At 63.0% G+C, this 13168-nt stretch carries 14 protein-coding genes; 13 read left to right on the top strand and 1 reads right to left on the bottom strand.

The features are described from left to right. Positions 1-44: 44 nt before the first annotated feature. The 9 genes from K359_RS0100630 (at position 45) to K359_RS0100585 (ending at position 9717) form a co-directional block, all read left to right on the top strand. Positions 45-791, top strand: coding sequence for a YebC/PmpR family DNA-binding transcriptional regulator (locus K359_RS0100630; protein ID WP_029077590.1), 747 nt, complete (start codon positions 45-47; stop codon positions 789-791). Between the two features lie 211 nt (positions 792-1002). Continuing rightward, positions 1003-1530, top strand: a complete 528-nt coding sequence (ruvC, locus tag K359_RS0100620; protein WP_029077589.1) for a crossover junction endodeoxyribonuclease RuvC — start codon at positions 1003-1005, stop codon at positions 1528-1530. Between the two features lie 301 nt (positions 1531-1831). Next, positions 1832-2449, top strand: a complete 618-nt coding sequence (gene ruvA / locus K359_RS0100615; protein ID WP_029077588.1) for a Holliday junction branch migration protein RuvA — start codon at positions 1832-1834, stop codon at positions 2447-2449. Then, positions 2446-3495, top strand: a complete 1050-nt coding sequence (gene ruvB, locus K359_RS0100610) for a Holliday junction branch migration DNA helicase RuvB (RefSeq protein WP_029077587.1) — start codon at positions 2446-2448, stop codon at positions 3493-3495. Before ruvA ends, ruvB begins: the two co-directional genes overlap by 4 nt. A 188-nt stretch (positions 3496-3683) precedes the next feature. After that, positions 3684-4601 carry a metallophosphoesterase gene (locus K359_RS0100605; protein ID WP_029077586.1) on the top strand — a complete coding sequence of 306 codons (918 nt, stop codon included), beginning with the start codon at positions 3684-3686 and terminating at the stop codon, positions 4599-4601. Between the two features lie 224 nt (positions 4602-4825). Further along, entirely contained in the window at positions 4826-6718 is a 1893-nt protein-coding gene (locus tag K359_RS0100600; RefSeq protein ID WP_029077585.1) for an adenylate/guanylate cyclase domain-containing protein, read from the top strand. A gap of 218 nt (positions 6719-6936) precedes the next feature. Then, a complete protein-coding gene (locus tag K359_RS0100595; protein ID WP_029077584.1) occupies positions 6937-8544 on the top strand; it encodes an ABC transporter substrate-binding protein in 1608 nt (535 codons plus the stop codon). Between the two features lie 172 nt (positions 8545-8716). Beyond that, positions 8717-9166 carry a tol-pal system-associated acyl-CoA thioesterase gene (gene ybgC / locus K359_RS0100590; protein ID WP_029077583.1) on the top strand — a complete coding sequence of 150 codons (450 nt, stop codon included), beginning with the start codon at positions 8717-8719 and terminating at the stop codon, positions 9164-9166. 83 nt (positions 9167-9249) lie between these two features. Continuing rightward, positions 9250-9717, top strand: a complete 468-nt coding sequence (locus K359_RS0100585; protein ID WP_029077582.1) for a nuclear transport factor 2 family protein — start codon at positions 9250-9252, stop codon at positions 9715-9717. Positions 9718-9937: 220 nt separating this feature from the next. On the opposite strand, the gene K359_RS0100580 is transcribed toward K359_RS0100585, so the two are convergent. Beyond that, entirely contained in the window at positions 9938-10582 is a 645-nt protein-coding gene (locus tag K359_RS0100580; RefSeq protein WP_029077581.1) for a glutathione binding-like protein, read from the bottom strand. 98 nt (positions 10583-10680) lie between these two features. On the opposite strand from K359_RS0100580, the gene K359_RS0100575 reads away from it, so the two are divergent. From K359_RS0100575 to K359_RS0100560, 4 genes are all read left to right on the top strand, one after another. Then, complete coding sequence (locus K359_RS0100575) at positions 10681-11340, top strand: TetR/AcrR family transcriptional regulator (protein WP_029077580.1); 660 nt, start codon at positions 10681-10683, stop codon at positions 11338-11340. A 90-nt stretch (positions 11341-11430) separates the two neighbouring features. Beyond that, on the top strand, positions 11431-12081 hold the full coding sequence (locus tag K359_RS0100570; protein WP_029077579.1) for a dihydrofolate reductase family protein: 651 nt from the start codon (positions 11431-11433) through the stop codon (positions 12079-12081). A 96-nt stretch (positions 12082-12177) separates the two neighbouring features. After that, a complete protein-coding gene (locus K359_RS0100565) occupies positions 12178-12579 on the top strand; it encodes a metalloregulator ArsR/SmtB family transcription factor (RefSeq protein WP_029077578.1) in 402 nt (133 codons plus the stop codon). Further along, entirely contained in the window at positions 12572-13051 is a 480-nt protein-coding gene (locus K359_RS0100560) for an SRPBCC domain-containing protein (protein ID WP_029077577.1), read from the top strand. Before K359_RS0100565 ends, K359_RS0100560 begins: the two co-directional genes overlap by 8 nt. The last annotated feature ends 117 nt before the right edge of the window (positions 13052-13168 follow it).

Here is a 13168-nt window from a genome sequence, read left to right as displayed (position 1 = left end):
GCGTTTTCCACCCGTCAGACCCTACGCTTTCGAAGAGACGTCGCATGGCCGGCCATTCCCAATTCAAGAACATCATGCACCGCAAGGGCCGGCAGGATGCCCAGAAGTCGAAGCTTTTCGGCAAGTTGGCCCGCGAAATCACCGTGGCGGCCAAGCTCGGCACCCCGGACCCTGCGATGAACCCGCGCCTGCGTGCCGCCGTGGTCGCGGCCCGCGCCGAGAACATGCCCAAGGACAATATCGATCGTGCGATCAAGAAGGCCGCGGGCAATGAGGGCGAGAACTATGACGAGATCCGTTACGAGGGCTATGGCCCCGGCGGCGTCGCCGTCATCGTCGAGGCGCTGACCGATAACCGCAACCGCGCCGCCTCCGACATCCGCTCCTTCTTCACCAAGTCGGGCGGCAATCTCGGCGAAACCGGCTCGGTCGCCTTCATGTTCGACCGCACCGGCATCATCGAATACGACGCCAAGGTCGCCTCCGACGACGCCATGCTGGACGCCGCGATCGAGGCCGGAGCCGACGACGTGGTTTCCAGCGAATCTGGTCACGAGGTCTACGCCTCGCAGGACACCTTCCGCGAAGTCGCAAAGGCGCTGGAGGCGAAGTTCGGCGAGCCGCGCAAGGCGGCGCTGACCTGGAAGCCGCAAAACACCGTCGCGGTCGACGACGAGACCGGCGAAAAGCTGCTGAAGCTGATGGACCTGCTCAACGAGCACGACGACGTGCAGAACGTGTTCGCCAATTTCGAGGTGTCCGACGCGCTGATCGCGAAGATGGGTGGGTAAGGGCTCGTTCGTCGCTCAAAACTCCACTGTCATCGCCCGGCTCGACCGGGCGATCCAGGATTCCAGAGACCTGCGTTTGAACCGAGAAGCCGCGGCGTACTGGATCCCCGCTTTCGCGGGGATGACAAGCGAGGCCGACTACAACGGCCGCGGCAGGGGATGAACCTCCGTTTGTGTTTCGTTCTCCCGGCGCAGGCGGTATCACTACCCCATGACATCGCAGCCGATTCGCTCTCCCGTCCGCATCATCGGTATCGATCCGGGTCTCCGCCGCACCGGCTGGGGGGTGATCGAGACCGAAGGCAACCGTCTGGTCTATATCGCCTGCGGCTCGGTCGAACCGCCGGACAATCTGCCGCTGGCGAGCCGGCTGCTCGCGATCCATGAGGGGCTTGCCGCAGTGCTAGGCGACTACAAGCCGGCGGAGGCGGCGGTCGAGGCGACCTTTGTCAACAAGGACGGCGTCGCCACGCTGAAGCTCGGTCAGGCCCGCGGGGTCGCCATGCTGGCGCCCGCAATGTTTGGTATCTCGGTCGCCGAATACGCGCCGAACCAGGTCAAGAAGACCGTGGTCGGCGCCGGGCATGCCGAGAAGAACCAGATCCAGGTGATGCTGAAGATACTGCTGCCGAAGGCCGAGCCGCCATCCGCCGACGCCGCCGACGCGCTGGCGGTCGCGATCACCCACGCCCATCACCGCCAGAGCACCGCGCTGCGGCTCAGGGTGGCAAGCCTATGATCACGCAATGTGAGGATGGCGCGCTGATCGGGCTCCCTCCCCCCTTGCGGGGGAGGGTTGGGGAGAGGGGTAAGCCCCGGGCGACGGCCCATGAGATGCAGCGAAGATGCGCCAACCAAGTTCGTGAGACGATCATTCGACATGTGAGTGTTGCCTTTGCTCTGCGTCAGCCAACCGAGCAAGCGGCATCCCTCTCCCTAACCCTCCCCCGCAAGGGGGGAGGGAACCCTTCCGCCGGTGCCTCCCTCACGGATTTGGAAAAACTCGAACACCGCGCGGCCGTTGAGTCCGGGTGGTCCTCATGATCGGCAAGCTCAAGGGCCTGATCGACTCCTATGGCGAGGATTACGTGATCCTCGACGTCGGCGGCGTCGGCTATCAGGTGCATTGCGCCAGCCGCACGTTGCAGGCGCTGCCGTCGCCGGGCGCAGCGGCCGTGCTCTCGATCGAGACCTATGTCCGCGAGGATCAAATAAAGCTGTTCGGCTTCCGCTCAGATCTCGAGCGCGAATGGTTTCGCCTGTTGCAGACCGTGCAGGGCGTCGGCGCCAAGGTCGCGCTCGCGGTGCTCGGCACGCTGCCACCGACCGATCTCGCCAACGCGATCGCGCTGCGCGACAAGGCGGCGGTGGCGCGCACGCCGGGGGTCGGGCCGAAGGTCGCCGAGCGTATCGTCAGCGAATTGAAGGACAAGGCGCCGGGCTTCGCCGATGTCGATCCCGCGGTGGTGCAGCTGTCGGGCGCGATCGACAACAACCGCGCGCCGCGTCCGGTGACGGACGCGATCTCCGCGCTGGTCAATCTCGGCTACGGCCAGCCGCAGGCCGCCGCCGCCATCGCCGCCGCCTCGCGCAGCGCCGGTGAGCAGGCCGAGACCGCGCAGCTGATCCGGCTGGGGCTTAAGGAATTGTCGAAGTGAACACGCCGTCGCGCATGGTCTCGCCCGAACGCCGCTCCGATGATGTCGGCGACAGTGCGATGCGTCCGCAGTCGCTGACGGAATTCGTCGGCCAGGCCCAGGCGCGCAAGAATCTCTCGATCTTCATCGAGGCCGCGAAGAAGCGCGGCGAGGCGCTCGATCATGTGCTGTTCGTCGGTCCCCCCGGCCTCGGCAAGACCACGCTGGCGCAGATCGTCGCGCGCGAGCTCGGCGTCGGCTTCCGCGCCACCTCGGGTCCGGTGATTGCGAAGGCCGGCGATCTCGCGGCACTGCTGACCAATCTGGAAGAGCGCGACGTGCTGTTCATCGATGAGATCCATCGCCTGAGTCCGGCGGTGGAAGAAGTGCTCTATCCCGCGATGGAGGATTTCCAGCTCGACCTGATCATCGGCGAAGGTCCGGCGGCGCGCTCGGTGAAGATCGAGCTGTCGAAATTCACTTTGGTCGGCGCGACGACGCGCGCGGGGCTGCTCACCAATCCGCTGCGCGACCGCTTCGGCATTCCGATCCGGCTCAATTTCTACACCGAGGACGAGCTGGAGAAGATCGTCACCCGCGGCGCCCGCGTGCTCAACATCGGCATGAGCCCTGACGGCGCCAACGAGATCGCGCGCCGCGCCCGCGGCACGCCGCGCATCGCCGGCCGCCTGCTGCGCCGGGTGCGCGACTTTGCCTCCGCGGCGGACGCCGACGCCATCGATCGCGGCATCGCCGACCGCGCGCTGAGTGCGCTCGAGGTCGACAGTGCCGGGCTCGACGCGATGGACCGGCGCTATCTGACCACCATCGCCCTGAACTATGGCGGCGGACCGGTTGGCGTCGAGACCATGGCAGCGGCACTGTCGGAGCCGCGCGATGCGATCGAGGACATCATCGAGCCCTATCTGATCCAGTGCGGTTATTTGCAGCGCACCCCGCGCGGAAGGCTGCTGACCTCGCACGCCTTCCGTCATCTCGGCCTCGCCGAGCCGAACCGCGATCCCTCGCAGTTCGGCCTGTTCGGCAACAATGGCGACGAGGACTGAGCTGCTCCCGAAGTCGTGAAAAGACGTGTTGATGCAGTGCATCGTGCTGCCGGTAACCTTGCCCGCTAACCGTTGCGAGGTCTCTGCAGGCCGTCTGCACAAACGCGGCCCAATTCCGCTCCAATCAAAGGGCTTATGATTGGTCGGAGCGTTTCCAGGAAGCGTCAGGCATCACCGATCCAACGTCCATGATTTCACGTCGTCATTTGCTTCGCGGGTTCGGCGGATTGACCGCCGTCACCGCCTCGACCGCGGCCTACGGCCTGAGCGAGCCGGTCGCCCGGCTCACGCTCACGCGTTACGATCTGTCGCCGCGGCAATGGCCGGCGGACTTTCCGCTCAAGATTGCCGTGCTCGCCGACATCCACGCCTGCGATCCCTGGATGTCGCTCGATCGTATCGAGACAATCGTCGAGCGCACCAATGCGCTCAACGCCGACATCATCGTGCTGCTCGGCGACTATGTCGCGGGGCTGCGCCACGTCACCCGCTTCATTCCGGCCTCCGAATGGGCTGCGGTGCTGAAGGGCCTGAAGGCGCCGCTCGGCGTGCATGCCGTGCTCGGCAATCACGACTATTGGGAGGACAAGGCGGTACAGCGTTTGGGGCAGGGCACGCCGGTCGCGCGCCGTGCGCTGGAGCGGGCGGGCATCCCGGTCTACGAGAACGATGCGGTGCGGCTCGTCAAGGACGGCCGTGCGTTCTGGCTCGCCGGCCTCGGCGACCAGCTCGCCTATTTGCCGGCGCGGCACTATCGCCAGGTCACCCGCATCGGCGTCGACGATCTCAACGCGACGCTTGCAAAGGTCACCGACGACGCGCCGGTGATCCTGCTCGCGCATGAGCCCGACGTTGCGCTCCGCGTGCCCTCGCGCGTCGCGCTGCAGCTGTCCGGCCACACCCATGGCGGCCAGGTCCGGCTGCTCGGCTGGTCGCCGGCGGTGCCGGTCAAGCACGGCATGCGGCTCGCCTATGGCCATCTGAAGCTGAAATGCGACGTCGTCGTCTCCGGCGGCCTCGGCTGCAGCATCATGCCGTTCCGCCTCGGCGTGCCGCCCGAGGTCGTGCAGGTGACGCTCGGCGCCAAGGGGCCGGTGGTTTCCTGACGAGCCCGGCCGTGCACTCATAAAGGCGCGGATGTCGGCGTTTGGAGATCAGGCTGCATGGGAAGTGCCTTGAAACGCGGCATCCTTTAGCGAGGTACGCGCGTTCGTCACCCAAACGGGTGTTGTGCAGCCACGCCGACCTCGGCGCGTGACAACAGCTGCCCGCTCCTGTAAAAACATTAAGCCCCGATGCAGCGGGAAGGAGGTGCCCTGTGAAACGCAGGATGACAGCCGTCCTGCTGGCGGATGTCGTTGGCTACAGTCGGCTTATGTCGACCGACGAGGACGCCACACACGTGATGCTGGCCGAATGTTTCGGCGGCCTGATCGAACCCAAAATTTCCGAGCACGGTGGTCGTCTTATCCGATCCAGCGGCGATGGATTGCTTGTCGAATTCGGCAGCGCTCTGGATGCCGTGCATTGCGGTATCGAAATTCAGCAGGAATTGAGCCAGCGCAATGTCGGTGCCGCTCCCGAGCGCCGCTTCCAAATGCGCATCGGCGTAAATGCCGGTGACGTCATTTTCGACGAGCGCGACATCTACGGAAACAGCGTCAATATTGCAGCTCGGCTAGAGACTCTCGCCGAGCCGGGCGAGCTATTTGTTACCAATACTGTTCGGGATCAGCTCCTGGGTCATCCGGACCTCGCATTTGAGGACAGGGGCCGTCACCGGCTCAAGAACATTGACCCTCCGATTCAGGTCTTTCGGGTCACCCAGGCCCAAGAGCAAGACAAATCCCTCCTGGGGCGAATGCGTCTCGCCGCGCGCCGAGTTATCGCGCTTCCTCCGATGCGTCGTCCGGTGGTCGCTGCATTTGCAGTCTTATTAGCCATCGCGATGTTTGCAGGCACAGTGCCGTTTTGGCATGGCCAAAAAGCGCAGTCTGCTCAAGCGTCCATCATGGTGATGCCGTTTCGCAGCATGAGCAATGATCCGCAGGAGGGCTATTTCGCCGACGCGGTCACTGATGATCTAACCACGCACCTCTCCCGCTTGGCTGATACTGTGGTGATTGCGCGTGCGACGGCTTTCACTTACAAAGGGAAAGATATCGACCCTCGACAGATCGGACTGGACTGCGACGTTCGATATCTCTTGGAAGGCAGCATCCGGAAAGTCGGTACCAAGGTGCAAGCTAACGCGCATCTGGTAGATGCGCGTTCCGCCACGGCCATTTGGGCGGATCAATTTGATACTGATGTTACAGACCTTTTCGAATTGCAGGAAGTTGTAACTGGCCGAATCGCATCGTCACTCGGACTTCAACTGGTCAAGGCCGAGAGCCGCCGACGTAATCGGTCGGGAGATTCCAATGCGATTGATATGAGGTTACGAGCCATGGCTATTCTCATTGAATCGATTACTCCGCAGCACAATCTTATCGCACGCAAGTATCTTCAGGATTCTCTGCAGCTCAGCCCGCAATCGGCCATCGCCTGGAGCCAACTGGCAGATGTCTTGATGCGTGACTATTTGAATCGCTGGAATGAGGCTGCTGGAAAGGATTCCAACGCACGCATTGAGCTGCTGAACCAGGCCGAGCATGCGCTGCAACAGGCATTCAGTCTCGACCCGACCATTGCTCTGAGCCACATGGATGATGGCTTTATTCGCCGTGCGAAGGGGGATCATCAAGGAGCCCTGGATGCTTTCGAACGGGCGCTTGCCCTCGATCCAAATCTTGCCCTCGCATATGCTCAAAAGGCCAATCAACTTGTCCTGACGGGGCGTCCCAAGGAAGCGCCTCCGCTGGTGTTGAAGGCGATCAGACTCAGTCCTCGCGATCCTGCCAGGAGTGTATTTTCCTGGGTCCTGGGGCGCGCGTACTTCGCGATGGGAAACTACGACGACGCAATTGTCTGGCTTCGTAGGGCGGTTGAGGAGAGACGCACGGTTTGGTTCAGTCGCGCGCATTTGGTGAGCGCCTTTGCGCTGGCCGGAAAGCAAACCGAAGCGGTCGACGAGCTGAATGATTTCAACAGCGCGCTGCCGGGTTACACACTGGCGCGTATCCGCGACATCTATTCCCAGGAAATTCCAAATCAGCATCTGGCGTTTCAGAGTACATTGAATGAACTCTTCAAGGGATTGCAGCAGGCGGGGATGAAATAATCGCAGTCGATCGACAAGGTCGGCTCATGGGTACTCATTCCGCTCGCGGCGCAATGAGCGCCGTCCAGCGCGGCACCCGAGGGATGATTGCGGATAAGGTGCCGGGCGGAGATCTCTGCATGTGGTCGCTGGTGCGGTGCTCCGCCGCCGTATCAAGCCTGCACGCTCAGCTCAGCCCGAATTTGAGGATTTGACCAGCCGATATCAGGAGACATCCAATGCTTCAGATATCATGTCGAAAACTTTGCACTGTGGTGTCAGTCGGCGCCTTGTCGGCAGTGTTCGCTTCGGCGCAACCAATCTCGTCGCAAGTGCATGCGAAGACTCTCATTGCGGTGATGCATTCCGATCTGCGCATCCTCGACCCAAGCTTCACCGGGGCGTATATCACGCGCGATCACGGCTACATGATCTTTGACACTTTGCTCGCCACCGACTCCAACTTCAAGATCCAGCCTCAGATGGCGGATTGGAAGATCTCCGACGACAGGCTCACCTACACCTTCACTCTCCGCGACGGACTGAAATGGCATGATGGCAGCCCGGTCACCGCGGAAGACTGCGTTGCGTCGCTCAAGCGCTGGAGCAAGAACGAGACCATGGGCCAGACGCTGATGGACTTCACGGCCAGCATTGAGGCGACTGACGACAGAACCATCACGCTGAAACTGAAAGAGCCTTACGGGTTAGTGCTGGAATCGATTGGAAAGCCTTCGTCGATTGTTCCGTTCATGATGCCCAAGCGTCTGGCTGAAACCCCGCCGGGCCAGCAAATCAAGGAGCAGGTCGGCTCCGGTCCCTTCAAGTTTGTTCAGTCCGAATTCCAGCCCGGCGTAAAGGCCATCTATGAGAAAAACACCGACTACGTGCCGCGCAAGGAGCCGCCGAACTGGACGTCGGGCGGCAAGGTCGTGAAGGTCGATCGGGTCGAATGGATCAGGATGCCGGATGCACAGACCGCCGTGAACGCGCTGCAATCCGGCGACATCGACTTCGTGGAGAATATCCCCTTCGATCTCGTAACGAAGTTGGCTGCCAACAAGGACTTGAAGCTTGAAACCCTGGACAAGCATGGCTTCCAGATCGTCGGGCGCATGAACTTTCTTTACCCGCCGTTCGATAACGTCCTGGTGCGCCGCGCGGCGTTGCTGGCGCTGAACCAGAAGGACGTGCTGGACGCATTGGTCGGCAATTCAGAATACTACCGGGTATGTGGCGCGGTTTTCGGTTGTGACACGCCGCTGGCCACCGACACCGGTTCGGAATCGCTGGTGAAAGGCAATGGTCTCGCAGAAGCGGCCAAGCTGCTTGCCGAGTCCGGCTACGACGGTACGCCTGTTGTGATCATGGCTCCCGGTGACGTCCTGGTTTTCAAGGCACAGCCGATCGTCGCGGCGCAACTGCTGCGTAGGGCCGGTTTCAACGTGGACCTCCAGGCGACCGATTGGCAAACGGTGGTCTCCCGTCGCGCCAGCCAGAAGCCGCCCAAAGAGGGCGGTTGGAACTTGTTTTTCACCAACTTCATCATTGCCGATGTGGTGGACCCCGTCGTCAACATATTGGTCAACGGTCGAGGCAGGAACGGTGGTTGGTTTGGTTGGCCGGAATCGGTCCGGCTTGAAGGTCTGAAAGACCAGTTCGTGCGTGCATCCACGCCGGCCGAGCAGAAGAAGATCGCCGCAGATATCCAGGCGGTCGTCTATGATCAGGTGATCTATGTCCCCCTCGGGCAGTGGCGCGGGGTCGGCGCGTGGCGAAAATCGCTCTCGGGCGTGCTTGACGGCCCTGCCACGCCGATCTTCTGGAATATCGACAAGTCGGAGTGAAGCACGGATGGTTCCGTGTTCGTTGCACGATGAGGCAATCGAAGTTGGTTGCGGCCGTCGTTACGTGGGCGGTTGATCGAGGGCTACATTGCATTCTATCTGGTGGGATGGATCGGATCGTGATCGTTCGCGTTCTCGACGGTCGCGGAGGTACTGAGCGAGAGTTTTCCAGATGACCTTACCCCATATCGACGGCGCGATCCGCGATGGCCGCCACCATATGCAGGTCCGTGTCTATTACGAGGACACCGACTTTTCCGGCATCGTCTACCACGCCAATTATTTGCGCTTCATGGAGCGCGGACGCACCAATCATCTCCGGTTGATGGGCGCCGAACAGAACGCGCTGTTCGAGGAGGCACAGGAAGAAACCGGCGGCTTCGCCTTTGTCGTGCGCTCGATGACGCTCGACTTCCTCAAGCCCGCGCGGATGGACGACATGCTCGACGTCGTGACCTGGCCGATCGCGGTGAAGGGCGCCTCGATCATGCTCGCGCAGGAGGTCAGGCGCGGCGATGACGTGCTCGTGAAGGCGCAGGTGCGCGTTGCCTTCGTCAGTCAGGGCAGGGCACAGCCTATACCGAAGAGCATCCGCACACTGATGAAGGCCGATATGGCCTAACTATTGACCGATAGCAAATGCCCCATCGACTCTGCGCGGCGCGGCGATAGATTTGCGCGACAAACAACCGCGAGGGATCGCCGATGTCACGCCCGCCGCTGCCACCTTTCACCCGCGAGACCGCCGCGCAAAAGGCGCGCATGGCGGAGGATGCCTGGAATTCGCGCGACCCGGTTCGGGTTGCCGGCGCCTATACCGAGGACAGCCGCTGGCGCAACCGCTCCGAGGTGTTCGGGGGTCGCGAGGCGATCGTGGCCTTCCTGACCCGCAAATGGGAGAAGGAGCTGGAATATCGCCTGATCAAGGATCTCTGGGCGTTCGACGGCAACCGCATCGCGGTGCGCTTCCAGTACGAATGGCACGATGCCGGCGGCAACTGGTTTCGCTCCTACGGCAACGAGCAGTGGGAGTTCGACGAGCACGGCCTGATGCGCCGCCGCGAGGCCTCGATCAACGACATCGCGATATTGGAAAAGGACCGCCGCTTCCACTGGCCCGCTCCCGGCCCGCGTCCGGCCGATGTGCCGGGACTGGGGGACAGTCCGTTCTAGCCGGATATCGCTACAGCAGGGCCGTCGTGCTTCGAGGCTTGCGGAGCGGCGCAAACGCGCCGCTGCGCTCGCACCTCAGCATGACGGTGATAGATGTTCGCGAGCGGCTCGAATTGCAGCCGAGCTCAGTTCCATCTCCGTCACCCTGAGGTGCGAGCGGAGCGAGCCTCGAAGGGTGAACGGCCCCATCCGGGAGCCGCTACACCTTGTGCGTCAATCCTTACGCCGCCGCCTTATGCCGCGCGATCTCGGCCTTGTAGAGCTCGAACTCCTCCGCGACCGCCTTAGCGACCGATGGCCGCGTCCGCAGTCGCTCGTAATAGGCCTTCAGTGCCGGCCATTTCGAAAGCTCGATCGGCGGCGTCGCCATGGTCCAGTTGATGACCGTGACGAGATAGGCGTCGGCGACGCTGAAATGATCGAGCAAATAGTCGCGGCCCTTCAGATGGTTCTCGACATGGTCGAGCCGCGAGACGTATTTCTCCAGCGCGTAGCTCTTGGCGTCCGGCGGCGCCTTCTTGTCGAGCAGCGGCAGGAACAGGCCCTTGTGCAGCTCGGTGCCGATGAAGCACAGCCATTGATGCAGCCGTGACCGCTCGGCATTCGATGCGGTGCCGAGGCCGGCGCGCGGGAACTGGTCGGCGACATATTGCAGGATCGCGGCGTTCTCCGTCAGCACCACGCCGTCGTCGGTGCGCAGCGTCGGCACCAGGCCGAGCGGATTGACCTTGTTGAAGTCGGAGCCGTCGTTGCGCACCTGCTTGGTCTTCGGATCGACCTCGAGATAGTTGGCCGGCTGGCCCGCCTCATAGAGCGCGACGCGGGTCGCCATCGAGCAGGCAAGCGGCGAGAAATAAAGGTCCATTTGTGCCTCCTTGGGGCGTCTGGCACGGGTGTCCCGGCCGTTGTTGATTTTTGTACTGTCTTGGATAATATTAGTGGCGTCAAGGAATTTAATGCGAAATGGTACAAAAAAGTAAGAAGCCGCCATCTGCTGCCAAAATCGAGGCACCGGTCGCACCGAAGCGCCGCGGACGGCCGCGCGCCTATGAGCCGGATGTCGCGCTCGGCAAGGCGCTCGATCTGTTCCGGCGCGACGGCTTTGCCGCGACCTCGCTCGATGATCTCAGTGCTGCGACCGGCATGAACCGGCCGAGCCTCTATGGCGCGTTCGGCGACAAGCGCGAGCTCTACATCAAGAGCTACCAGCGTTATCGCGACGACGCGCGCGCCGCGATGGTCGACATCTTCCGCGCCGAGGCACCGCTGCGCGAGCGGCTCGAGCGCATCTACCGCATCGCGCTCGACATCTATCTCTCCGGCGAGTCCGGCCCGCGCGGCTGCTTCACGGTGATGACCGCGGCGTCTGAGGCGGTGTCGGATCCGGGCATCCGCAGCATGGTGGTGGAGGGCCTGACCGAGCTCGACAAGGCGTTCGGCATCTGCTTCCGCCACGCCAAGGAGCGCGGCGAGCTGGCTGACGGCGCCGATCCGGCCGCGCTGGCGCATCTCGCCTCCGCCACCATCCACACCATTGCGATCCGTGCCCGCGCGCGCGTGCCGCGCAAGGAGCTCGAGGCGATCGTGAAGGGGGCTGTCGACGTGATGTGCGGGCCGAAATAGCGGCTCGCGAAATTCCTCCGCACCAAATGTCGGGTGCTGGTTTTCCCGCCCGTCCTCCGTAAGGTCTCTCAACCACGGAAGCGGAATGTCATGGGAAAAGTCAGGACTTCAGTATTCACGGTCTCGATCGACGGATTTGGCGCGGCGCTGCGCCAGAGCCTCGAACATCCATTCGGGGAGGGCGGCCTGGCGCTGCCCGCCTCCTGGTTGTTCGAGACGCGCGCCTTTCGCGCAATGATCGGCCAGGACGGCGGGACGACCGGACTCGACGACGAGATCGCGCGCAAGTCGATGGAGGGTATCGGCGCCTGGATCCTCGGGCGGAACATGTTCGGCCCGATCCGCGGGCCGTGGCCGGATGATTCCTGGAAGGGCTGGTGGGGTGACAATCCGCCGTATCACACGCCGACGTTCGTGCTGACCCATCATGCGCGGCCCGACATCGAGATGGAAGGCGGCACCACCTTCCACTTCGTGACCGATGGCATGCTTGCCGCACTGGAGCGGGCGCGCGGGGTTGCGGGGGACAAGGACATTCGCGTCGTCGGCGGCGTCTCGGTGGTGCGGCAATTCCTGCAGGCGCGTCTGCTCGACGAATTGCAGCTGGTGTTGCCGCCGGTCGTGCTCGGCGCCGGTGAAAGCCTGTTCGCAGGCCTCGATCTGCCTGGTCTCGGCTATGCCGTCGTCTCGCACGTCGCGAGCCCGTACGCCACGCACGTCACCTTCGCGCGCAAGTCTTGAACCACTCACGCCTGCGTCAGCGGAAAATCCGCCGTTGACGCGGGCGCTGTTTGGTCGTACTTAACCCAAAGGTTATTTAACCGATGAGCTAAGTAGATGCCGCCCGACCCCCTCAGTTCGACCTTCGCGGCGCTGGCCGATCCAACCCGGCGCGCGATCCTGGCGCGGCTCGCGCTCGGCGAGACCTCGGTGATGGAACTGGCAAAGCCGTTCGACATGAGCCTGCCGGCGATCTCCAAGCACCTGAAGGTGCTCGAGCATGCCGGGTTGATCGCGCGCGGGCGCGAGGCGCAGTGGCGGCCGTGCCGCATCGCGCCCGACCAGTTCAAGAAGGTCGATTTCTGGCTCGGAAATTTCCGCCGCTTCTGGGACGAGAGCTTCAACCGCCTCGACGGCCTGCTCGAGGAGATGAAGGCGGAGGAGGCCACCAAGGCCCCGCCGCGCAGCACCCGTAAAGTCAGAGTAAAGGAGAAGCAACGTGGACGCACGCGTGGATAAGACGCTGAGGATCACCACCCCGTCGGATGTCGAGTTCGCCATGACGCGCCAGTTCGACGCGCCGCGGCACCTGGTGTTCGATGCGATGACGAAGCCGGAATATCTGGTTCGCTGGCTCGGCTGCGAGGAGATGGCGATGCCGGTTTGCGAGGTCGACCTGCGCGTCGGCGGCCGCTATCGCTACGTGTTCCGTTCGTCTGACGGTATCGAGCACGTCCTCACCGGCACCTTCCGCGAGGTCGCGCGCCCGGATCGCATCGCCTTCGGCGAGACCTTCTCGATGCCGGGCTTCACCAGCGACGAATATCTGGTCACCTCGACCTTCGTCGAGGAGGCCGGCACGACCACGCTGACCACCACCATCCGCCATCCCACCAAGGAGGCGCGCGACGGCCATCTCAATTCCGGCCTCGAGAAGGGCGTCGAGCCCGCCTACGACCGGCTCGCCGAGATTGTCGCGGGGATGGGCTGACGAGCGCCCTCACCACCTGTCGTCCCGGCGAAAGCCGGGACCCATAACCACGGTTTGTCGTTGTTATGGTAAGCTGGGGGGCCACAGCTTTCTTGATCACGAACGCCTGTGGTTATG

The sequence above is a fragment of the Bradyrhizobium sp. th-b2 genome (assembly GCF_000426785.1).
Classification (GTDB): Bacteria; Pseudomonadota; Alphaproteobacteria; order Rhizobiales; family Xanthobacteraceae; genus Bradyrhizobium; species Bradyrhizobium septentrionale.
This window is presented reverse-complemented; position numbering and strand designations above follow the sequence as displayed.

Excerpts from the sequence above, each read along its gene's own strand:
- K359_RS0100600 (WP_029077585.1), top strand. The coding sequence starts at position 4,826 with ATGACAGCCGTCCTGCTGGCGGATGTCGTTGGCTACAGTCGGCTTATG.
- K359_RS0100585 (WP_029077582.1), top strand. The coding sequence starts at position 9,250 with ATGTCACGCCCGCCGCTGCCACCTTTCACCCGCGAGACCGCCGCGCAA.
- K359_RS0100575 (WP_029077580.1), top strand. The coding sequence starts at position 10,681 with ATGGTACAAAAAAGTAAGAAGCCGCCATCTGCTGCCAAAATCGAGGCA.
- K359_RS0100630 (WP_029077590.1), top strand. The coding sequence starts at position 45 with ATGGCCGGCCATTCCCAATTCAAGAACATCATGCACCGCAAGGGCCGG.
- K359_RS0100580 (WP_029077581.1), bottom strand. The coding sequence starts at position 10,582 with ATGGACCTTTATTTCTCGCCGCTTGCCTGCTCGATGGCGACCCGCGTC.
- ruvA (WP_029077588.1), top strand. The coding sequence starts at position 1,832 with ATGATCGGCAAGCTCAAGGGCCTGATCGACTCCTATGGCGAGGATTAC.
- K359_RS0100570 (WP_029077579.1), top strand. The coding sequence starts at position 11,431 with ATGGGAAAAGTCAGGACTTCAGTATTCACGGTCTCGATCGACGGATTT.
- ybgC (WP_029077583.1), top strand. The coding sequence starts at position 8,717 with ATGACCTTACCCCATATCGACGGCGCGATCCGCGATGGCCGCCACCAT.
- K359_RS0100605 (WP_029077586.1), top strand. The coding sequence starts at position 3,684 with ATGATTTCACGTCGTCATTTGCTTCGCGGGTTCGGCGGATTGACCGCC.
- K359_RS0100565 (WP_029077578.1), top strand. The coding sequence starts at position 12,178 with ATGCCGCCCGACCCCCTCAGTTCGACCTTCGCGGCGCTGGCCGATCCA.
- ruvC (WP_029077589.1), top strand. The coding sequence starts at position 1,003 with ATGACATCGCAGCCGATTCGCTCTCCCGTCCGCATCATCGGTATCGAT.
- K359_RS0100595 (WP_029077584.1), top strand. The coding sequence starts at position 6,937 with ATGCTTCAGATATCATGTCGAAAACTTTGCACTGTGGTGTCAGTCGGC.